This window comes from Pusillimonas noertemannii, assembly GCF_003096595.1.
Lineage (GTDB): Bacteria > Pseudomonadota > Gammaproteobacteria > Burkholderiales > Burkholderiaceae_B > Pusillimonas > Pusillimonas noertemannii.
Genome location: NZ_QEKO01000001.1, coordinates 1 through 18,785, shown reverse-complemented (window position 1 = coordinate 18,785; position 18,785 = coordinate 1). Strand labels below are relative to the sequence as shown.

The following is an 18,785-nucleotide window of genomic DNA, read 5'->3' as shown; positions in this document are numbered from 1 at the left end:
CTTACCCCAGAATATCTTCGACCGACTTGCCACGCTTGGCGGCGACATCGGCGGGAGTCGAGCATGCCCGCAGGCCGTTCAGCGTGGCGCGGACCATGTTGTACGGGTTGCTGGAGCCGAGGCTTTTGGCCACGACGTTGCGCACGCCCATTACCTCGAAGATGGCGCGCATCGGGCCGCCGGCGATAACACCGGTACCTTCGGCGGCCGGCGAGATCAGCACGGTGGATGCACCATGCTTGCCCACCACCGTGTGATGCAGCGTGCCGTTCTTCAGGGGCACCTTGTACAGGCCGCGACGAGCTTGCTCCATGGCCTTCTGAACCGCAACCGGCACTTCGCGGGCCTTGCCCTTGCCCATGCCGATGCGTCCGTCGCCATCGCCAACCACGGTCAGCGCAGCAAAGCTCATGGTGCGACCACCCTTGACCACTTTGCTGACGCGGTTGACCGCGATCATTTTTTCACGCATGCCGTCGTCGTTCTCTTTCTCGGCGTGCTTACCTTGTGCTTTAGCCATTTGATAATCCTTCTTAGAACTTCAGGCCGGCTTCACGCGCGGCATCGGCCAACGCCTTGACGCGGCCATGGTAACGGAAGCCCGAGCGGTCGAAGGCGACCTGCTCGATACCGGCAGCCTTGGCTTTTTCGGCCACACGCTTGCCCACCAGGCCCGCCGCATCGACGTTGCCGCCGTTGCCGTTCTTGCTTGCGAGCTCTTTGCGGACTTCGGGTTCGAGCGTCGAAGCGCTGACGAGCACACGATCGCCTTCCGGCGAGATGATGTTCGCGTAGATGTGCAGGTTCGAGCGGAAAACCGACAGGCGATGTACGCGCAGTTCGGTGATTTTCCGGCGGGTCGATACCGCACGACGCAAACGGGAGATTTTCTTGTCCATGATTCGTCCTTGCCTGCGCGCTTATTTCTTCTTGGTTTCTTTCATGATGACACGCTCGTCGGCATAGCGCACGCCCTTGCCCTTGTAGGGCTCGGGACGGCGGTAGGCGCGGATCTCCGCGGCTACTTGGCCGACGGCCTGCTTGTCGGCGCCCTTGACCACGACTTCGGTGGGGGTGGGGCACTCGATCTTGATGCCTTCGGGCATCTCGTGCAGGATGTCATGCGAGAAACCAAGTTGCAGTTTCAGCGCGTTGCCTTGCACCTGGGCGCGGAATCCCACGCCGACCAGGTTCAATTTACGTTCGAAGCCCTTGCTGACGCCGGTAACCATATTGTTCACCAGCGCGCGCAGCGTACCCGACATGGCATGCGCATGGCGGGAATCGTTGGCAACGGCAAACGTCAGTTGATCGTTCTCGAGCTTGATATCGACGTCGCCGGTCAGGGGCTGGGCCAACGTGCCCAAGGGGCCCTTGACGACGATCTGATTGGCTTCGATCTTGGTTTCCACCCCTTTGGGCAGCGAGACCGGATATTTTGCGATACGTGACATATGAATCTCCTTATGCAACGTAGCACAACACTTCGCCGCCCACGCCGGTGGCGCGTGCCTTGCGATCGGTCATCACGCCGCGGGGCGTGGAAACAATAGCCACGCCCAGGCCGTTCATGACCTGAGGAATGGCCGTACGGCCCTTGTAGATACGCAGGCCGGGGCGCGAGACGCGTTCGATGCGCTCGATGACCGGACGGCCGGCGTAGTACTTGAGGGTGATCTCGAGGACCGGCTTGGCCGAGTCGCCGACGATCTGGAAACTATCGATATAGCCTTCGTCCTTCAGCACGGTAGCAATAGCTACCTTCAGCTTGGAGGAGGGCATGCTGACCGACGTCTTGTTGACTTGCTGCGCGTTGCGCACACGGGTCAACATGTCGGCGATGGGATCGCTCATGCTCATGTGTATTTCTCCTACCAGCTAGCTTTGGTCATGCCCGGGACTTCGCCACGCAGCGCCATTTCGCGCAGCTTGTGACGAGTCAAACCGAACTTGCTGTAAACGCCACGCGGACGGCCGGTGACAGCGCAACGGTTGCGCTGGCGGGTCGGGCTGGCGTTACGAGGCAATTGCTGCAATTGCAGGCGAGCCTGGTAGCGCTCTTCGTCGGACTTGGACTGATCGTTGATGATTGCTTTCAATGCGGCGCGCTTGGGAGCATATTTGTCTGCCAGCTTGGCGCGCTTGATATCGCGATTGATGAGGGAAAGTTTAGCCACGTCATCGCCCCTTAATTGCGAAACGGGAAGCTGAAGGCCGTGAGCAGCGCCTTGGCTTCTTCGTCGGTCTTGGCGGTGGTGGTGATGCTGATGTTCATACCACGAACCGCGTCGATCTTGTCGTATTCGATTTCAGGGAAAATGATCTGCTCTTTAACCCCGATGTTGTAGTTGCCGCGACCATCGAACGCACGACCCGACACGCCACGGAAGTCGCGGACGCGCGGCAGCGCGACGGCGATCAGGCGATCGAGGAATTCGTACATGCGGCGGCCACGCAAGGTGACCATGCAACCGATGGGATAGTCTTCGCGGATCTTGAACCCGGCGATGGACTTGCGCGTCTTGGTGACCACGGGCTTTTGGCCGGCGATCTTGGTCAGGTCGGACACGGCGTGTTCGATGACCTTTTTGTCGGCAACGGCTTCGGACACACCCATGTTGAGCGTGATCTTGCTGATGCGCGGCACTTCCATGACGCTGTTGTAGCCAAACTGCGACTGGAGGTCGGCCATTACCTTGTTGCGGTAGAACTCTTGTAAACGAGCCATGTTGTTCGCCCCTTATGCCTTAGCGCCAACGACTGCGCCGCTGGAACGAAATACACGAACTTTGCGGCCGTCGACTTCTTTGACCCCGACGCGATCGGCCTTGCCGGTCTCGGGGTTGAAGATCGCCACATTGGAAATGTGGATGGGCATGGTTTTGTCAACGATGCCGCCTTGGCTGCCGGCCATGGGGTTCGGCTTGACGTGCTTCTTGACGACATTGATGCCTTCGACCAGCACATGGTCGGCGTCAACGCGCTGCAGCACGGTGCCACGGCGGGTTTTGTCGCGACCGGTCAATACGATGACTTCGTCGCCTTTACGGATTTTTTCCATGATGGCTCCTTACAGCACTTCCGGAGCCAGCGACACGATCTTCATGAACTTTTCCGTACGCAGCTCGCGCGTGACGGGTCCGAAGATGCGGGTACCGATGGGTTCCAGTTTAGCGTTGAGCAAAACGGCGGCATTGCCGCCAAACTTAATCAACGAGCCGTCTTTGCGGCGCACGCCCTTGGCGGTGCGAACCACCACAGCGTTGTAAATTTCGCCTTTCTTGACGCGTCCGCGCGGGGCCGCATCCTTGACGCTAACTTTGATCACGTCGCCGATCGCGGCATAGCGGCGCTTTGAGCCGCCCAGCACCTTGATGCACATAACGGAACGCGCACCTGTGTTGTCGGCCACGTCCAGCGTGGTCTGCATTTGTATCATGATTTTTCCTGTTCCAACTTAGCCAAGCTTTTTTACCGAGGCCCTGCCCCGGAACAATGCCCAACCAGTTTTGGTCCCGTCAGGCCCAAGGCCAACCGCCTAAAAGTTGCGCTTTATGTGCAATTTCAAGCCTGCCGACCCCAAACCCTGGGTTGAAATCTTGCGTGTGTTGCTTTGTGTGTTACTGCGACTGCTTTTTCTTGCCCGCGGCGGCCATACAGCAATCAAGCCTTTAAGATATTTGCCTTCTCGCATATATCTGCTTGCGCCCAACCTGTATGGCTTTCAGCACCCCACTGGGTCGCTACGCTCATGCCAGCAAGTCGTCTATCTTAACCCTAATGCACAAAGCTTGCAAGTTTTTCTTGCGCCACCCGGGTTCTGGCACGCCTACTGTAGTGAAAAAGCCCGACACGGCAAAGCCGTATCGGGCTGGCGGGCTTGCCCCCGCCAAGGCGGGGGCAATGCAAGCGGCTTAGTAGCGGCCCGAGAGCAGGCTGCCGGCGTTGGGTACTTCGCGCTGCAGTTCCAGGCGCTTTAGCATCTGGTGCACCGTGCTGATGGCGGCCGTGGTAACCGGCAGGCCGAGCCGGTCTTCGACCTGCTGCACCGACTGGAAGGACGGCATCTGCACGCAGGCAGACAGCACCACGGCGTCGACGCCGCTGGTGTTCACGCGTTTGATGTGCTCGGCGGGAGCCAGGGGGTCTTGACGGCCCACTTCGAGGTTGTCGGGAATTTCGAGCGACACGGCGTCCTGCACTTCGATGCCTTCGTTCTCGATGTAGTCGACGACGAGCTGGGTAAGCGGCTTCATGTAGGGGGTAAGGATGGAAACCTTCTTGGCGCCCATGGCGTGCAGGCCTTCGACCAGCGCGCCGGCGCTGGAGACGACGGGCGCGGCGCCGTTGTTGTCGACGGTGACCTGGTGCAGGCGCTTCTCGGACTCGCGGTGGTAGCCCAGGCCCATGCTCATGATGGCGACCAGGCAGGCATAGCCCAGGACGTCGACGCGTGCGTCGGACAGTTCAAGCGCGCAGCGGTCAGAGTCGGCATCCATGGCCTTGAGCTCTTCGGCCGTGACTTTTTTCATGCGCATGCGGCTGGAATGGAAGGTGAAACGCTCTGGGAAGGCGGCTTCGCGGCTGCGCAGCATGAGCGGGATTTCGGTTTCCATCGTCGTGTTGGAGCTGGGAACGATTTGACCGATGCGGAAGGAGCGGGCGGTGGTGGTCATGATCTATACCTGAATAATAATTGCGGGTTATATGACGGTTACGTGTCTATGATCTTTTATTTGGGGCGCACAGACCAATATCGATTTCGTCTCATGCGCTATATTTTGCCTATGGAACTGCGCCAGCTACGCTACTTTACGACATTGGCCGAGGAATTGAACTTCACTCGGGCCGCCGAGCGCCTGCATATTTCGCAGCCGCCGCTTAGCGCCCAGATCGCCCAGCTTGAAGAAGAACTGGGCGTGAAGCTGTTCCATCGCAACAGCCGGAAGGTGGAACTTACCGAGGCGGGCGCTTCGTTTCTGCGCGACGTCAGAGTAATCCAGAACCGGCTGAAGGAAGCCACGCTGCGTGTGCAACACATCGATGCCGGGCTGGCCGGCCGCATCGAGGTAGGGTTGTCGGGCTCGCATTTTCTGGGGCCGCTGCCCGGGTTGATAGGCCAGCTGGCGGTGTCGCATCCCGACATCCGTGTCATTCTGAACGAAATGGCGCCCAACGACCAGCTCGATGCATTGCGCGAGCACCGCATCGACGTCAGCATTTCACGCCAGTCCGTCGAGGACGACCTGCTGTGCAGCCGCCGGCTTTGGCCCGACCCGCTGCTGGTCGCCCTGCCCCCGGGGCACCGCCTGGCCGCAAGCACCCGCATCCGGCTGGACGAACTGGCCGGCGAACGCTTCGTCATGCTGCGCCGTGAAACATCCACTTTCGCGGAACGGATTTTCAGGGCCTGTGCCGCCCACGGCTTTTCTCCCACGGTGGAACAAACCGTGGCCGAGGTGCCGGCTCAGCTCAGCCTGGTCATGGCCGGGCTGGGCATTGCGCTGGTACCCACCTCGACCAGCGCCTACCAGCCGCATGCCCTGGCCTTCCGCCCCCTGGACGAGCCCGGCCTCGAGGCCAGCGTGCATGCCGTCATGCGCAAGGACAAACACAAGGCGGCGCTGGAAACCTTCATTACCCGGCTCAGCCGGCATTCGGGCTAAGCCGCCCCGCTCAAGCCAACACCTGGCACGCCAGGCCGCAGCCCGGGCCGGTTACTTGCTGGCCCGCCGGTGGCCGTGCTTTCTAGGCCACCTCTTCGCGCGTGGTGCGCCGCACGCACTCCAGGGCCACTTCTACAGACTTTGGATACAGTTCGTCATTGCGCCAATACATGGACACTGAACCAAAGCCATCCAGCTTCAGGGGCAGGATGCGCACCAGATTGAGCCGCGCCAGCATGACGGTGGAGCGATGCGAGGCGGTGCCGATGACGTCGCTGTGGGTAAGAAGGGTAACGTTGGCGATGACCGAGTTGCTTTCGATGTAATTCTGCGGCAACGACTGCTTGGCATTGGCCAGGGCCGCCTCCAGGGCGTTCCGGACCGGCGTCTGGCTGGGCCATACGATCCAGCGGTACTTCGTGACGTCGTGCCAGTGCAGCTCGGGCAGGTCGAACAGGGGGTGATCGGGCCGGGCAACCAGGTCGATGGGCTCGACGTACAGCTCTTCAGAATGAATGCTGGATTCGACCGTGATGCCGCTTGCCGTGCGGCCCATGACAATGTCCAGGTCGCCGCGGGCCAGCAAGGTCAGCAGCCGGTCCATGGTGCCCTCGACCAGATCGATGCGCAGTTCGGGCATGCGCTCGGCCATCGCCAGTATCGCTCTCGGGGCGGCCTCGGTGGCGGCGGCGCCCGAGGCGCCGATCACCACCCGGCCCGCGCCGCCGTCACGCAATATATTCATGTCGGTCACCGCCCTGTCCAGCTGGGCATCGATGCGGCGTGCGTGGGCGATCAGGGTTTCGCCGTGGGAAGTCGGGGTCAGGCCGCGCGCGTGGCGCTCGAACAGCGGCAGCCCTATGTCGGCCTCGAGATCCTTGAGCCATTTGGAAAGCCCCGGCTGCGTCGTGTGCAGCAGCTTGGCCGAATGGCTGAGGTTGCGCGTCTGGGCAAGGCTGAGCAGGAACTTCAGGTTGCGCAGCCGTATGCGGTCGGTCCAGTCTGTAGCCATGGAATCCAGTACAAACGAAATAAGTAGGGGGCGGCCCATGTGGCGGACACCCGGCTTGCGAGCCGCGGGGCCGCCTGCGCCGTGCTGGCATATATAACACCAATGCACTTTGGTGACAGGCCGATGTGGCCAAACGGCTCTTGTTTTTCTGCCGAAACTTCTCTAATATTGTCGAAAAATACTAAGATTTTATAAAATCAGTTCATTATGAGACGGCCGACATGAAAATTGCTCCCCGCACCAATTACCGCGAAGACGTGGTTGGACGCGCCAACGTCGAAGACACTCCCGAACTGCTCGCCTACTACGACGAGCTCGACACGCTCAAGACTGGCGCCCTCTGGACAGTCGCCAACAAGATCGAGCCCTGGTTTCCGCAATCGTCGTCGGTGCCCGTGCTGTGGCGCTACAACGACCTGCGCGACCACGTGCTGCGCTCCATCGACCTGGTGTCGCCCGAAAAGGCCGGCCGACGGGTCGTGTACCTTAACAATCCCGGCCGGCAAGACGTGGCCGCGGCGGTCGGCTGGCTTTATTCGGGCCTGCAGGCCATGAACCCCGGCGAACTGGCCTCGGCCCACAACCATTCGGCCAGCGCCCTGCGCTTCATCATGGAAGGCAGCGGCGCCTATACCATCGTCAACGGCCACAAGATGACGCTGGGCGCCAACGATTTCGTCCTTACCCCCAACGGCACCTGGCATGAACACGGCGTCAGCGAAGACGGCTCGTCCTGCATCTGGCAAGACGGCCTCGACATCCCGCTGGTCAACGCCCTGGAAGCCAACTTCTACACCGTGCACCCTGACCTCAACCAGGCCGTCACCTATGCCGTCGACGACAGCACCGCCACCTGGGCGGGCACCGGCCTGATGCCCGGCGACGACAAATGGGAACACGGCTATTCGCCGCTGCTCAAATACGAATGGGCGCCCACCTACGAGGCGCTGTGCCGCTATGCCCGCGTTACCGACGGCTCGCCCTTCGACGGCGTGCTGATGAACTACATCAACCCCAAGACCGGCGGCCCCGTCATGCAGACCATAGGCGCCAGCATGCAGATGCTGCGCCCGGGCGAGCACACCAAGGCCCACCGCCACACCGGCAGCTTCATCTACCAGGTGGCCAAGGGCAAGGGCTTCTCCATCATCAACGGCCAGCGCTTCGACTGGCAAGAACGCGACATCTTCTGTGTGCCGTCCTGGATGTTCCACGAACACGCCAATGCCAGCCAAAGCGAAGACGCCTGCCTGTTCTGCTTCAACGACCTGCCCGTGATGAAGTCGCTGGGCCTGTACCGCGAAGAAGCGCTCAAGGAAAACGACGGCCACCAGCCCGTCTAGGTTCCGGCGCCGATGCCGGCCGCATCGGCGCTTTTCATCATCCCTTCATTCAAACCACCCGCACATCGCAGCAGGCGGCCCGGCCGCCTGACAACAAGGAAACAACATGCGTCTAGTCACATACCGCCGCAACGTACTGGAAAGCGCCCGCCTGGGCGCCATCGTCGACAACATGGTCGTCGACATCGAATACCTGGGCATGATCGCCGGCATCGACCTGCCCAACGACATGCTCGAGTTCATCGATCTGGGCCCCTCGGCGGTGGCCACGGCCACCGAGCTGCTCAAAGAGCACCAGGAAAGCTGGCCCGTAGGCGTGGCCCAGCCGCTGCAAAACGTCAAGCTGCTGGCGCCCATCCCGCGTCCGCGCAAGAACATCTTCGGCATCGGCCTGAACTACGTCGAACACGTCGAAGAATCCAGCCGCTCGCTCGACACCTCGGCCGACCTGCCCAAGCAGCCCATCATCTTCACCAAGCCGCCCACCACCGTCATCGGCCCCGACGACAGCATCGAGCACAATGCCAAGATCACCCAGCAGCTCGACTGGGAGGTCGAGCTGGCCGCCATCATCGGCACCCGCGCCCGGCGCATCGAAGAAAAAGACGCACTTTCCTATGTCTTCGGCTACAGCCTGATGCTCGACATGAGCGCGCGCGACAATCGCCGCGCCGGCCAGTGGGTGTACTCCAAGGGCCTGGACACCTATGCGCCCTTCGGGCCCTGCATCGTCACCGCCGACGAAATCCCCGACCCGCAGAAGCTGGACCTCTGGCTCAAGGTCAACGGCGAGATCAAGCAGCAGTCCAACACCCGCCACATGCTGTTCAATGTCGCCCACCTGGTGGCCGACATCAGCGCGGGCATCACGCTCGAGCCCGGCGACATCATCGCCACGGGCACGCCCTCCGGCGTGGGCGCAGGCCGCAATCCGCAAGAATGGCTGTGGCCCGGCGACGTGGTTGAATCCTACGTCGAAGGCATCGGCACCATGCGCAACCCCGTCGTCGCCATCTGATCCGGCCCGCTCATTCACTGTCTCATCGAGGAACCCATGCTTAACCTGCCCGTCGTCAAGGTCGCCGCCGTACAAGCGGCCCCCGTGTTCCTGGACACGAACGCCACCGTCGAGAAAGTGTGCGCGCTCATCGAAGAGGCCGCCGGCCAAGGCGCCCAGCTCATCGCCTTTCCCGAGGTCTTCGTGGCCGGCTACCCCTACTGGAACTGGATCATGAATCCCGTCGAGGGCAGCCCGTGGTTCGACAAGCTGTGCCGCAGCGCCATCGAGATCCCCGGCCCCGAGATCCAGCGCATTGCGCAAGCGGCGGGCCGCCACGGCGTCCATGTGGTGGTGGGTGTGAATGAGCGTAGCCCCACGGGCATCAGCACGCTGTACAACACGCTGGTGTTCATCGGCCCCGACGGCAAGCTGCTGGGCCGCCACCGCAAGCTGGTGCCCACCTGGGCCGAGAAGCTTACCTGGGCCAACGGCGACGGCGCTTCGCTGCGCGTCTACGACACGGCCATCGGCCCCCTGGGCGGCCTGGCATGCGGCGAGAACACCAATACGCTGGCGCGCTTCAGCCTGCTGGCGCAAGGCGAGCTGCTGCATGTGGCCAGCTACATCTCGCTGCCGGTGGCGCCGCCCGACTACGACATGGCCGAAGCCATCAAGGTGCGCGCCATGGCCCACTGCTTCGAGGGCAAGGTGTTCACGGTGGTGGCCTGCTCCACCATTTCCGAGGAAATCATCTCGGCCTTCAGCAAAACGCACCCGCAGGCCGAGCAGATGCTGCGCCGCAAGAACAGCGCCTTCTCGGGCGTCATCGGGCCCGACGGGCGGCTGGTGGGCGAGCCGCTCATCGACGCCGAAGGCATCGTCTACGCCGACGTCGATCTGTCGCGATGCATCCAGCCGCGCCAGATGCACGACATCACCGGCCACTACAACCGCTTCGACGTGTTCGACCTGCGCGTCAATCGGCAGCCGCAGCAGGCGGCCCAGTTCTCTGACCTGCAGCGCGGCGCCAGCCTTGATTTCGACGACGAGGCCGACCAGGCCGCGGCGGGCACTGCCGAAGGCGGAGCCCGGCCATGAACGCCCCACTGCGCGAAGCGCCGCGCGCGGCCAAGTCCTCGACACTGGCCGAGCAAGCCTATGCAGACCTGAAGCGCGACATTCTTTCGGGCGAACTGGCCCCCGGCCTGGCGCTGCGCCTCGAGTTTCTCAAGCAGCGCTACCAGCTCAGCTTCACGCCGCTGCGCGAGGCGCTGAACCGCCTGCACAGCGAGCGCCTGGTCGAGTCGATCGCGCTCAAGGGCTTCCGGGTGGCGCCGCTTTCGCTGAAAGAAATGCAAGACTCAATGAGCGTGCGCACGCTCATTGATTGCGAGGCCCTGCGGCGTTCCATACAGCACGCCACCGACGACTGGGAAACCAGCATCGTGGCGGCGCTACACGCACTCGATCTGGTCACACGTCGCAATGGCGCCGAAGCGCAACAGGCTTCGTACGACGAAGTAGAGCAGCGCCACCTGGCCTTGCACCGGGCCCTGATCGCGGCCTGTGACTCGCGCTGGCTGCTCGAGCTCTCGGCCACGCTGTACATCCAGACCGAGCGCTATCGCCGGCCCATGCTCAAGACCTCTGTGCGGCGCGACAGCAGCCGCGACGTATCGAAAGAGCACCACGAGATCGTCGAAGCGACGCTGCGCCGAGATGCCGACCAGGCAGTGGCCCTGCTGGCCGAGCATTACAACCGCACGACCAGGCTCATAGAAACGTCGCTGCTCGAGCAGCCTGCCGCCTCGGCCGCATGAAGCGTCTTCCCCCGGCAGCACCGCGGTATCGCCGGGCCACATAAAATCAGGCCGTCCATTGCGGGCGGCCTGATTTCGGAATGTGCCTTGCTTAAACCCCCAGATACTGCGTGACCAGGTCGGGCTGCTCCTGCAGCTCTTGAGAGTTGCCGCTCCACACGATGCGGCCTTTTTCGATGATGTAATGCCTGTCGACCAGGTGATGCATTTCTTTAAGGTTCTTGTCGATCAGCAAAATGGTCTGGCCCTCGGCCTTCAGGCGATTCAGGCAGGACCAGATCTCTTGCCGGATGACCGGCGCCAGGCCCTCGGTGGCCTCGTCCAGAATCAGCAGGCGCGGGTTGGTGAGCAAGGCGCGGCCGATGGCCAGCATCTGCTGCTCGCCGCCCGACAGGGTGCGGGCCGACTGCGAGTTGCGCTCTTTCAGGCGCGGAAACAGCTCGTAGACGGCATCCAGCGTCCAGCTGCCGCCGTAGTCGTTGCGCGACGTAGCCACCAGGTTCTCGTACACGGAAAGCGAGGGGAACACCCGCCGCCCCTCGGGCACCAGGCCAAAGCCCAGCTTGGCAATGCGGTGCGGACGCTGGCCGCCGACGGGCTGGCCGTCGAAGGTGATGCTGCCGCCCTTGAGCGGCAGCATGCCCATCAGCGTGCGTACCGTGGTGGTCTTGCCCATGCCGTTACGGCCCAGCAAAGAGACGACCTGGTGCGCCTGGATGTCAAGGTTCACCCCGAACAGCACCTGGGCGGCGCCGTAGCCTGATTGCAGGTTTTCTGCGTGCAGCATTTCTATTCTTCCCTTCCCAGATAGGCATCGCGCACATCGCTGTTGCCGCGCACTTCATCCGGGGTGCCGGTGAAGATGGGCTTGCCGTAGACCAGCACGGTAATGCGGTCGGCCAGTGCAAAAACAATGTCCATGTCGTGTTCGACCAGCAAGATGGCGTACTGGCCCTTGAGCTCGAGCAGAATGTCCTTCATGCGCTGGGACTCTTCGGCGCCCAGGCCGGCCATGGGCTCGTCAAGCAACAGCACCGAGGCGTTCAGCGACAAGGCGATGGCCAGTTCGAGCTGGCGCTTTTCGCCGTGCGCCAGTTCAGAGACGCGCAGGTGGCCCCGATCGGCCAGCCCGACCCGCTGCAGCGCCTGGCGGGCCGGCTCGCGCAGGTCCATCTGCTTGCGCGCCGAGCTGAACATGTCGAAGCGCTTGGCAGACTGGGCCTGCACGGCCAGGGCGACGTTGTCTTCGGCGGTAAAGTCGTTGTACAGCTGGCTGATCTGGAAGGACCGCGCCAGCCCCACCGAGGCCCGCTTGTATGCGGGCAGGCGGGTGATGTCTTCGCCGTCGAGCAGCACCTGGCCCGAGTCGGGCATGAGCTCGCCGCTGATCTGCGAGATAAGGGTGGTCTTGCCGGCGCCGTTGGGGCCGATCAGCGCGTGGATCTCGCCGGGCTGGACCTGGATGTTGACGTCATTGGTGGCCACCAGGGCACCGAATGCCTTGCGCAGGCTGCGGATCTCGAGCTTGGGCGCTGTGGTTTGAAGCGCTTCAGTCATGGCTGTTTCTCCCTGCCAGCCAGCCGAACAACCCGCGCTTGCTGAACAACACGACAAGAATCAGGGCCGGGCCCAGGAACAGCATCCAGTTCTCGGTCCAGGCGGTCAGGGCCTGTTCAAGGCCCAGGTACACAGCCGCACCCAGAATGGAGCCATAGATGGTGCCCATGCCGCCCAGCACGATCATGGCCATCAGCGTGCCCGACTTGAGCCACGAGGCCATGTCGGGGCTGACGTACAGGGCGTAGTTGGCCCATAGCGCGCCGGCCAGGCCGGCCCCGGCCGCCGAAATGGTAAAGGCCGTGAGCTTGTAGCGCATGGGCGCATAGCCCAGGTTCACGTTGCGCCGCTCGTTCTGCTGGAAGCCGCGCAGCGCCATGCCGAAGGGCGAGTTGACGATGCGCCGGCACAGCACCACCCACAATGTCATCAGGGCCAGGCACACATAGTAGAAAATGGAGGGGTCGTCCATGTTCACGCCGGGTATCAGGTTGCGCGACATGACCGACATGCCGTCGTCGCCCCCGTAGGTAACCAGCCCCACCAGCACGAAGTACAGCATTTGGGCAAAGGCCAGGGTGATCATGATGAACTGCACGCCGCTGGTGCGCAGCGACAAAAAGCCCATGACCAGGCCCGTAAGGGCGGCCGCCAGCATGGCCAGGGGCCACATGACCAGGGCCGATTCAGAGCCGGTCCAGCCCATGATGGTCTCGCCCATGCCCATGTGATAGGCCACAATGCCCACCACATAGCCGCCCAGGCCGAAGAAGGCCGCGTGCCCGAAGCTGACCATGGCGCCATAGCCCAGCACCAGGTCGAGACTGATGGCCGCCAGCGCGTAGATGACGAACTGCGTGCCCATGTTGATCAGGAAGCTGTTGTTCAAGCCGTTGGCCGCCAGGGGCAACACCAGCAGCGCAGCGAAAATCAGGAATATGACGATGTTTTTCCGGGTCATTGCTTTACCTTTGTGCCGGAATCAGGCCGCGCGGCTTCACCAGCAGCACCACGGCCATCAGAATGTAGATACTGGCCGACACCAGGCTGGAGCTGACCGACGAGCTGTATTCGGGCGGCAGCAACTGGGACATCCAGATGGGAATGTAGGCCCGGCCGAAAGAATCGGTCATGCCCACCAGCACCGAGCCCAGCAGCGCGCCGCGCACCGAACCCACGCCCCCCACCACGATCACCACGAAGGTGGTGATCAGCACCTTTTCGCCCATGCCAATTTCGACCGCCAGCAGGGGGGCCGCCATGACACCGGCAAAGCCGCACAGCAGCGCGCCCAGCGTGAACACCAGCATGAACAGGCGCCGGATGTTCACGCCCAGCGCATCGACGATCTCGGCGTCGTCGGCTCCGGCACGCACCAGCATGCCCACGCGGGTGCGGGAAATGAGCAGCCACAGGCCCACGGCCACCAGCACGCCAGCGCCGATGAAGGCCAGCCTCATGATCGGGTAGTTAAAGCCTGGGGCGATCTGGACCGCGCCCGACAGCAGCGGCGGGATGGCCACGAACGGGGGGCTGCGGCCAAAGACCAGCGTGACCAGTGCGTTGGTGAAGAAGATCACCCCCAGCGTTGCCAGGACCTGGTCCAGGTGATCGCGATGGTATAGGCGGCTGATGATCAGCCGCTCGACGATCAGGCCGTACACGCCCGCGCCCACGATCGAAGCCAGGATGGCCACCGTGAACGAGCCCGTGATGGCCACGGCCGAGGCGGCGCAAAAGGCCCCCACCATGTAGAAGGAACCATGAGCCAGGTTCACGACGTTCATGATGCCGAAGATAAGGGTCAGACCCGCCGAAAGCAGGAACAGCAAAGCGCTGTATTGCAGGCCATTCATGGCCTGTTCAAGGAACAGATACATGGGGAAGATCCCGTTTCTTGCGCGCACCCGGGCAAGCCCGGGCGCGTGGTTTCAGGCAAATAGCGTTACTTCATTTCGCATTGCGAGACATAGGGATCAGTGTGGTCCTTGGCGATCGTGCTGATCGCCTTGTAGTCGAGCTTGCCATCGCTGTTGCGCTCGACCTTGACCAGATACCAATCCTGGATGGGGTAATGGTTGGTGTTGAACTTGAAGTTGCCGCGCACGCTTTCGAAGTCGGCCTTGCGCAGTGCTTCGCGGAAAGCATCGGGCTTGCCCTTGACGTCGCCGTTGACAGCCTTGAGCGCCGAGCCGATCAGGCGCGCCGTGTCATACGATGTAGCCGCATATACGGTGGGCCGGCGGCCGTACTCTTTTTCAAAGGCGGCCACGAAGGCCTTGCTGGCCTCGTTGTCTTGTTGGCTGGTCCATTGCGTGGTCAGGTAGTAGCCTTCGCCCGCATCGCCCGAGGCGGCCAGCATGCGGTCGTCCATGGAATACAGCGGGGTGACCATCTTGATGGACTTGTTCAGGCCAGAATTGGCAAACTGCTTGGCAAAGTTGATGCCCGCGCCGCCCGGCAGGAACTCGAACACGGCATCGGGCTGCAGCGAACGGATGCGGGCCAGTTCGACCGAGAAATCGGACTGATCGAGCTTGGTGTAGATCTCGGCCAGAATTTCGCCCTTGTAGGCGCGCTTGAAGCCCGTGAGCGCATCGCGCCCGGCCTGGTAGGCGGGGGCCATGATGACGATTTTCTTCACGTCCTGCTGGTTGGCGGCAATGGCGGCCGTATCGCTGTACGAGTCGTTCTGCATGGCCACCGAGAAGAAATTGGGGTTGCAGGCCTTGCCGGCGAAATTCGAAGGACCGGCGTTCAGGCTGACGAAAAAGCCGTTGTCTTCCTTGACGACCGAAGGCACGACCGCCACCAGAACGTTCGAGAAGTTGATGCCGGTAAACAGGCGCACGCCGTCCTGGAGCATTTTCTCGGCCGACTGCTTGCCCGTGGCGGGCTTCAGGCCGTCATCTTCGACGATGAGACGCACGGGGATGCCGCCCAGCTTGCCGCCTTCTTCCTTGATAGCCAGTTGAAAGGCGTCGCGCTGGTCTTCGCCGATATAGCCGGCCGGCGTGGACAGGGTGCCGATGAAACCGATATCGACGGTTTCTTGGCCATGAGCCAGCGAGGCGAATGCCGACAGGGCAAATGCCGCAGCCAACTTGTTGATGTGCTTCATGAAAAAGGCCTCCAGAGTCGCTTCTGTTGAATTATCGATTCTTGAACCCGAAAAGCTGTGGGCTTGCTCGAGTTTCCGCTGTGACAAGGTCGTAGTGGGCTGCAAGCAGACAATTGCTTACAAATCACACAAACAATCCTTATTTTATAAAATTTTTATCTTTTTCGACAATGTTAATTTGTATCGGGTACAAAAACAAATGGGGCCACCCAGAAAGGAGAGGGGCGACGCAGCCGCATCGCCCCGCCTTTATCGCCGCCCGACAGGCGGCGCTGCGAACAATTACTTGTCCATCTTGCACTGGCCCGCATACGGATCGCCGTGATCCTTGATGATGGTATCGACGAATTTATAGTCGAGCTTGCCGACGTCGTTGCGAGCCACCTCGACCAGGAACCAGTCCTGGATGGGGTAATGGTTGGGCCCCATCTTGAAATTGCCCCGCACGCTGTCGAAGTCGGCCTTGCGCAGCGCCTCGCGGAACACGTCGGCCTTGCCCTCGATATCGCCCTCGGCAGCCTTGAGCGCCGAGGCGATCAGGCGGGCCGTGTCGTACGAGGTGGCGGCATAAACCGTGGGGCGCCGGCCGTATTCTTCCTGGAAGGCCTTGACGAACTGCTTGTTGGCGGCATTGTCCATGTCGGCCGTCCACTCGGTCGTCAGAAGGAAGCCCTCGCCGGCATCGCCCGTGGCGGCGATCATGCGGTCGTCCATCGAGTACAGGGTGGTGACCATCTTGACCGAATCGTTCAGGCCCGAATTGGCCCACTGCTTGGCAAAATTGATGCCGGCGCCGCCGGGCAGGAACTCGAACAACGCTTCAGGAGCCAGGGAACGGATACGGGCCAGTTCGACCGAGAAGTCCGACTGGTCGAGCTTGGTGTAGATCTCGGCCAGGATCTCGCCCTTGTACACCCTTTTGAAACCGTTGAGCGCGTCACGGCCCGACTGATAGTTGGGCGCCATGATGACCATCTTCTTGATGCCCATGTTGTTGGCGGCGATGGCTGCCGTGTCGCTGTATGAATCGTTCTGGAACGCCGCGGCAAAGTAGTTCTTGTCGCAGCCCTCGCCGGCGAAGGTGGACGGGCCGGCGTTCAGACTGACATAAAAAGCGTTATTGCGAACGACGGTGGGGGCCACCGCCACCAGCACGTTCGAGAAGTTGATGCCGGTGAACAGCTTGATGCCGTCCTGCAGCATGCGCTCGGCCGTCTGCTTGCCCGAAGCCGGCTTGAGGCCGTCGTCCTCGACGACGACGTCGACCGGAACGCCGCCCAGCTTGCCCTGCTCTTGCTTGACGGCAAGCATGAAGCCGTCGCGCTCGTCTTCGCCGATATAGCCCGCGGGCGTCGAAAGCGTGGTGATGAAGCCGATTCGCAGGGGCTCTTGCTTTTGCGCAAGGGCCGGGCCCGACGCGCTCAATGCGGACAGGGCCAGGGCAACGCCCAGTTTCTTGAAAAATGTCATGTTTGTCTCCTTATGGTTCTGCTTGAAGCCGGATTGCTCCGGCTTGTTTATTGATAAGCCCGCGTGCCGGCGACGGGCTTATCGCGGCTGCAGACAGTTTTCAAGGCGCCAGCCGTACAGCCATTCCAGCGCCGAATAAAACTGCTCCTGCGACTTGTCTTTCCAGAGCAGGTTGCGCACCGTGCGCTCCACGCCCTTGGCGTGGTAAATGCGGCCCATTTCGCGTGTCGACCATACGACCCGGGCAGTGCGCGGTATGCGTATGCTTTCATACAGGCGGAAGGCGGCATCGAAGTCGCCTTCGCAGCGGGCCACGGCCTCGCCCAGGGTCACGGCGTCTTCAAGCGCCATGCAGGCGCCCTGCGCCATGTACTGGGTCATGGGATGCGCCGCATCGCCCAGAATGGTGCAGCGGCCGGTGCCCCACTCGTCGACCGGGTCGGCGTCGGCGGTGGCCCAGCGGCGCCACGAGGTGGGCCGGTCGAGCATCTGGTGCGGGCGCTGGTGTATGCCCTGGAAGTAGGACAGCACCTCTTCCTTGCTGCCGTCGCGCACGCCCCACTCTTCTTCTTCCTTGCTGTGGAAGGTAACGACCAGGTTGTACTGCTTGCCGCCGCGCAAGGGATAGTGCACCAGGTGGCAGCGCGGGCCGGCCCACAGCATGGGGGCGTTCACCTGCAGGTCGGCCGGCATGTTCTCTTGCTCGACCACGGCGCGATAGACGACGTGGCCGGTTACGCGATGCTGCACGCCTATGGTCTTGGCGCGTATGACCGACTTGACGCCGTCGCAACCCACCACCGCATCGGCGCGGTAGACATTGCCCTCGGTATCGATCACCTCGACGCCGTCGGCCTTGACCTTGACGTCGGACACATGAGTGGAAGTGCGAAACTCGATCAGGGGATCGTGCTGCACGGCCTCGAGAATGGACAGGTGGATGTCGGCGCGATGGATGACCGCGTACGGGCCGCCGAATTTCTGGCGGAAGGCCTCGCCGGTTTCAATGCGCACGACTTCGGTCGCATCGACGGCGTCCATCATGATGCAATGGTCGGTAAAGACGGCCCGCTTGCGCGCCGCCTCGCCCACGCCCAGCGCATCGAGGGCGGCAAAGGCGTTGGGGCCCAGCTGGATGCCCGCGCCGATTTCGCCGATGTGCGCCGCCTGCTCAAGCAGCAATACCTGGATATTGCGGCGCGTAAGAGCCAATGCCGCGGCCAGGCCGCCGATACCGCCGCCCACTACGATGACTTTCTGCTTTGCTGTGTTTGCCATGTCTGCCAGTCCTTCTCTTTATCTTTATGTTTCCGCCACGATGCTTACTTCTGAAAGTCCGGCTGATTGGCCGGCGCCGCCTGCTGGAAAGCCGGCAGCGTATTGCAATGCTCGTACACCGCCATGACGCGCGGGTAGGCGCCCAGGTCGCAACCCATGCGCGAGGCGTTGGCCACCTGGGGAACCAGGCAGCAATCGGCGAGCGACACCTGCCCGCCGACGCAGTAGTCGCCTGAACCCGTACGCTGCAGCATTTTCTCGAGCGACTGAAAGCCTTCGGCAATCCAGTGGTTGTACCAGGCCGTCTTGGCCTCGTCGCTGACACCCAGCTCTTTGACCAGGTATTTCAGAGCCCGCAGGTTGTTCAGCGGGTGCATGTCGCAGGAAATCAGGTTGGAGATCTCGAGCACACGCGCACGCGTTTGCAGGTCTTGGGGAATCAGGCGCGGCTCGGGATACTTGGCGTCCAGGTAATCGATGATGGCCATCGATTGGCCCAGTTCAAAGCCGTCGTCAAC

The 18,785-nt window shown here is 62.1% G+C and carries 23 protein-coding genes; 5 read left to right on the top strand and 18 right to left on the bottom strand.

What is annotated here, in order from left to right; genetic code table 11:
- Position 1: 1 nt before the first annotated feature.
- The 9 genes from rpsE to C7440_RS00075 all read right to left on the bottom strand — a co-directional run bounded on the left by rpsE (position 2) and on the right by C7440_RS00075 (position 4,676).
- Positions 2-520, bottom strand: coding sequence for a 30S ribosomal protein S5 (gene rpsE / locus C7440_RS00115; protein WP_017524016.1), 519 nt, complete (start codon positions 518-520; stop codon positions 2-4).
- A 13-nt stretch (positions 521-533) separates the two neighbouring features.
- Positions 534-899 (bottom strand): 50S ribosomal protein L18, encoded by a 366-nt coding sequence (rplR, locus tag C7440_RS00110; RefSeq protein ID WP_017524015.1) that lies wholly within the window; start codon positions 897-899, stop codon positions 534-536.
- Between the two features lie 21 nt (positions 900-920).
- Positions 921-1,454 (bottom strand): 50S ribosomal protein L6, encoded by a 534-nt coding sequence (gene rplF, locus C7440_RS00105; RefSeq protein ID WP_017524014.1) that lies wholly within the window; start codon positions 1,452-1,454, stop codon positions 921-923.
- A 10-nt stretch (positions 1,455-1,464) separates the two neighbouring features.
- The gene (gene rpsH, locus C7440_RS00100; RefSeq protein ID WP_017524013.1) at positions 1,465-1,860 is read right to left on the bottom strand and encodes a 30S ribosomal protein S8; all 396 of its coding nucleotides are present in this window, start codon (positions 1,858-1,860) and stop codon (positions 1,465-1,467) included.
- Positions 1,861-1,871: 11 nt separating this feature from the next.
- The gene (gene rpsN, locus C7440_RS00095; RefSeq protein ID WP_017524012.1) at positions 1,872-2,177 is read right to left on the bottom strand and encodes a 30S ribosomal protein S14; all 306 of its coding nucleotides are present in this window, start codon (positions 2,175-2,177) and stop codon (positions 1,872-1,874) included.
- Positions 2,178-2,188: 11 nt separating this feature from the next.
- Positions 2,189-2,728, bottom strand: coding sequence for a 50S ribosomal protein L5 (rplE, locus tag C7440_RS00090; RefSeq protein ID WP_017524011.1), 540 nt, complete (start codon positions 2,726-2,728; stop codon positions 2,189-2,191).
- Between the two features lie 12 nt (positions 2,729-2,740).
- The gene (gene rplX, locus C7440_RS00085; RefSeq protein WP_017524010.1) at positions 2,741-3,061 is read right to left on the bottom strand and encodes a 50S ribosomal protein L24; all 321 of its coding nucleotides are present in this window, start codon (positions 3,059-3,061) and stop codon (positions 2,741-2,743) included.
- 9 nt (positions 3,062-3,070) lie between these two features.
- Positions 3,071-3,439 carry a 50S ribosomal protein L14 gene (rplN, locus tag C7440_RS00080; protein WP_017524009.1) on the bottom strand — a complete coding sequence of 123 codons (369 nt, stop codon included), beginning with the start codon at positions 3,437-3,439 and terminating at the stop codon, positions 3,071-3,073.
- A gap of 475 nt (positions 3,440-3,914) precedes the next feature.
- Positions 3,915-4,676 carry a maleate cis-trans isomerase family protein gene (locus C7440_RS00075; protein WP_017523997.1) on the bottom strand — a complete coding sequence of 254 codons (762 nt, stop codon included), beginning with the start codon at positions 4,674-4,676 and terminating at the stop codon, positions 3,915-3,917.
- Between the two features lie 93 nt (positions 4,677-4,769).
- Here C7440_RS00075 and C7440_RS00070 point away from each other — a divergent pair, with 93 nt between their 5' ends.
- Positions 4,770-5,666 carry a LysR substrate-binding domain-containing protein gene (locus C7440_RS00070; protein WP_243410789.1) on the top strand — a complete coding sequence of 299 codons (897 nt, stop codon included), beginning with the start codon at positions 4,770-4,772 and terminating at the stop codon, positions 5,664-5,666.
- Positions 5,667-5,748: 82 nt separating this feature from the next.
- Here the strand turns inward: C7440_RS00070 and C7440_RS00065 are convergent, their stop codons facing one another.
- On the bottom strand, positions 5,749-6,678 hold the full coding sequence (locus C7440_RS00065) for a LysR family transcriptional regulator (RefSeq protein WP_116517930.1): 930 nt from the start codon (positions 6,676-6,678) through the stop codon (positions 5,749-5,751).
- Between the two features lie 221 nt (positions 6,679-6,899).
- On the opposite strand from C7440_RS00065, the gene C7440_RS00060 reads away from it, so the two are divergent.
- The 4 genes from C7440_RS00060 to C7440_RS00045 all read left to right on the top strand — a co-directional run bounded on the left by C7440_RS00060 (position 6,900) and on the right by C7440_RS00045 (position 10,841).
- Positions 6,900-8,021, top strand: coding sequence for a cupin domain-containing protein (locus C7440_RS00060; protein ID WP_116516992.1), 1,122 nt, complete (start codon positions 6,900-6,902; stop codon positions 8,019-8,021).
- A gap of 106 nt (positions 8,022-8,127) precedes the next feature.
- Entirely contained in the window at positions 8,128-9,039 is a 912-nt protein-coding gene (locus C7440_RS00055; RefSeq protein ID WP_116516991.1) for a fumarylacetoacetate hydrolase family protein, read from the top strand.
- 36 nt (positions 9,040-9,075) lie between these two features.
- Positions 9,076-10,119: a carbon-nitrogen hydrolase family protein gene (locus tag C7440_RS00050; protein ID WP_017523992.1), complete on the top strand. Its 1,044-nt coding sequence runs from the start codon at positions 9,076-9,078 to the stop codon at positions 10,117-10,119.
- The gene (locus tag C7440_RS00045) at positions 10,116-10,841 is read left to right on the top strand and encodes a GntR family transcriptional regulator (protein ID WP_017523991.1); all 726 of its coding nucleotides are present in this window, start codon (positions 10,116-10,118) and stop codon (positions 10,839-10,841) included. The genes C7440_RS00050 and C7440_RS00045 overlap by 4 nt, the downstream gene beginning before the upstream one ends.
- Before the next feature lie 91 nt (positions 10,842-10,932).
- On the opposite strand, the gene C7440_RS00040 is transcribed toward C7440_RS00045, so the two are convergent.
- From C7440_RS00040 to maiA, 8 genes are all read right to left on the bottom strand, one after another.
- Entirely contained in the window at positions 10,933-11,628 is a 696-nt protein-coding gene (locus tag C7440_RS00040; protein ID WP_017523990.1) for an ABC transporter ATP-binding protein, read from the bottom strand.
- A gap of 2 nt (positions 11,629-11,630) precedes the next feature.
- Positions 11,631-12,398 (bottom strand): ABC transporter ATP-binding protein, encoded by a 768-nt coding sequence (locus C7440_RS00035; RefSeq protein ID WP_017523989.1) that lies wholly within the window; start codon positions 12,396-12,398, stop codon positions 11,631-11,633.
- Entirely contained in the window at positions 12,391-13,359 is a 969-nt protein-coding gene (locus C7440_RS00030) for a branched-chain amino acid ABC transporter permease (RefSeq protein ID WP_017523988.1), read from the bottom strand. Before C7440_RS00030 ends, C7440_RS00035 begins: the two co-directional genes overlap by 8 nt.
- A gap of 4 nt (positions 13,360-13,363) precedes the next feature.
- Positions 13,364-14,278: a branched-chain amino acid ABC transporter permease gene (locus C7440_RS00025; RefSeq protein WP_017523987.1), complete on the bottom strand. Its 915-nt coding sequence runs from the start codon at positions 14,276-14,278 to the stop codon at positions 13,364-13,366.
- Between the two features lie 65 nt (positions 14,279-14,343).
- Positions 14,344-15,519 carry an ABC transporter substrate-binding protein gene (locus C7440_RS00020; protein ID WP_017523986.1) on the bottom strand — a complete coding sequence of 392 codons (1,176 nt, stop codon included), beginning with the start codon at positions 15,517-15,519 and terminating at the stop codon, positions 14,344-14,346.
- A 282-nt stretch (positions 15,520-15,801) separates the two neighbouring features.
- Positions 15,802-16,989 (bottom strand): ABC transporter substrate-binding protein, encoded by a 1,188-nt coding sequence (locus C7440_RS00015; protein ID WP_116516990.1) that lies wholly within the window; start codon positions 16,987-16,989, stop codon positions 15,802-15,804.
- Positions 16,990-17,067: 78 nt separating this feature from the next.
- The gene (locus tag C7440_RS00010; protein ID WP_017523984.1) at positions 17,068-18,267 is read right to left on the bottom strand and encodes a 3-hydroxybenzoate 6-monooxygenase; all 1,200 of its coding nucleotides are present in this window, start codon (positions 18,265-18,267) and stop codon (positions 17,068-17,070) included.
- A gap of 44 nt (positions 18,268-18,311) precedes the next feature.
- The coding region (gene maiA, locus C7440_RS00005; protein WP_116516989.1) for a maleylacetoacetate isomerase at positions 18,312-18,785 on the bottom strand (474 nt) is incomplete at its 5' end.

What these genes read in the sequence shown, in the direction of transcription:
- rpsE (WP_017524016.1), bottom strand. Translation starts at nt 520, where the DNA reads ATGGCTAAAGCACAAGGTAAGCACGCCGAGAAAGAGAACGACGACGGC.
- rplR (WP_017524015.1), bottom strand. Translation starts at nt 899, where the DNA reads ATGGACAAGAAAATCTCCCGTTTGCGTCGTGCGGTATCGACCCGCCGG.
- rplF (WP_017524014.1), bottom strand. Translation starts at nt 1,454, where the DNA reads ATGTCACGTATCGCAAAATATCCGGTCTCGCTGCCCAAAGGGGTGGAA.
- rpsH (WP_017524013.1), bottom strand. Translation starts at nt 1,860, where the DNA reads ATGAGCATGAGCGATCCCATCGCCGACATGTTGACCCGTGTGCGCAAC.
- rplE (WP_017524011.1), bottom strand. Translation starts at nt 2,728, where the DNA reads ATGGCTCGTTTACAAGAGTTCTACCGCAACAAGGTAATGGCCGACCTC.
- rplX (WP_017524010.1), bottom strand. Translation starts at nt 3,061, where the DNA reads ATGGAAAAAATCCGTAAAGGCGACGAAGTCATCGTATTGACCGGTCGC.
- rplN (WP_017524009.1), bottom strand. Translation starts at nt 3,439, where the DNA reads ATGATACAAATGCAGACCACGCTGGACGTGGCCGACAACACAGGTGCG.
- C7440_RS00075 (WP_017523997.1), bottom strand. Translation starts at nt 4,676, where the DNA reads ATGACCACCACCGCCCGCTCCTTCCGCATCGGTCAAATCGTTCCCAGC.
- C7440_RS00070 (WP_243410789.1), top strand. Translation starts at nt 4,770, where the DNA reads ATGCGCTATATTTTGCCTATGGAACTGCGCCAGCTACGCTACTTTACG.
- C7440_RS00065 (WP_116517930.1), bottom strand. Translation starts at nt 6,678, where the DNA reads ATGGCTACAGACTGGACCGACCGCATACGGCTGCGCAACCTGAAGTTC.
- C7440_RS00060 (WP_116516992.1), top strand. Translation starts at nt 6,900, where the DNA reads ATGAAAATTGCTCCCCGCACCAATTACCGCGAAGACGTGGTTGGACGC.
- C7440_RS00055 (WP_116516991.1), top strand. Translation starts at nt 8,128, where the DNA reads ATGCGTCTAGTCACATACCGCCGCAACGTACTGGAAAGCGCCCGCCTG.
- C7440_RS00050 (WP_017523992.1), top strand. Translation starts at nt 9,076, where the DNA reads ATGCTTAACCTGCCCGTCGTCAAGGTCGCCGCCGTACAAGCGGCCCCC.
- C7440_RS00045 (WP_017523991.1), top strand. Translation starts at nt 10,116, where the DNA reads ATGAACGCCCCACTGCGCGAAGCGCCGCGCGCGGCCAAGTCCTCGACA.
- C7440_RS00040 (WP_017523990.1), bottom strand. Translation starts at nt 11,628, where the DNA reads ATGCTGCACGCAGAAAACCTGCAATCAGGCTACGGCGCCGCCCAGGTG.
- C7440_RS00035 (WP_017523989.1), bottom strand. Translation starts at nt 12,398, where the DNA reads ATGACTGAAGCGCTTCAAACCACAGCGCCCAAGCTCGAGATCCGCAGC.
- C7440_RS00030 (WP_017523988.1), bottom strand. Translation starts at nt 13,359, where the DNA reads ATGACCCGGAAAAACATCGTCATATTCCTGATTTTCGCTGCGCTGCTG.
- C7440_RS00025 (WP_017523987.1), bottom strand. Translation starts at nt 14,278, where the DNA reads ATGTATCTGTTCCTTGAACAGGCCATGAATGGCCTGCAATACAGCGCT.
- C7440_RS00020 (WP_017523986.1), bottom strand. Translation starts at nt 15,519, where the DNA reads ATGAAGCACATCAACAAGTTGGCTGCGGCATTTGCCCTGTCGGCATTC.
- C7440_RS00015 (WP_116516990.1), bottom strand. Translation starts at nt 16,989, where the DNA reads ATGACATTTTTCAAGAAACTGGGCGTTGCCCTGGCCCTGTCCGCATTG.
- C7440_RS00010 (WP_017523984.1), bottom strand. Translation starts at nt 18,267, where the DNA reads ATGGCAAACACAGCAAAGCAGAAAGTCATCGTAGTGGGCGGCGGTATC.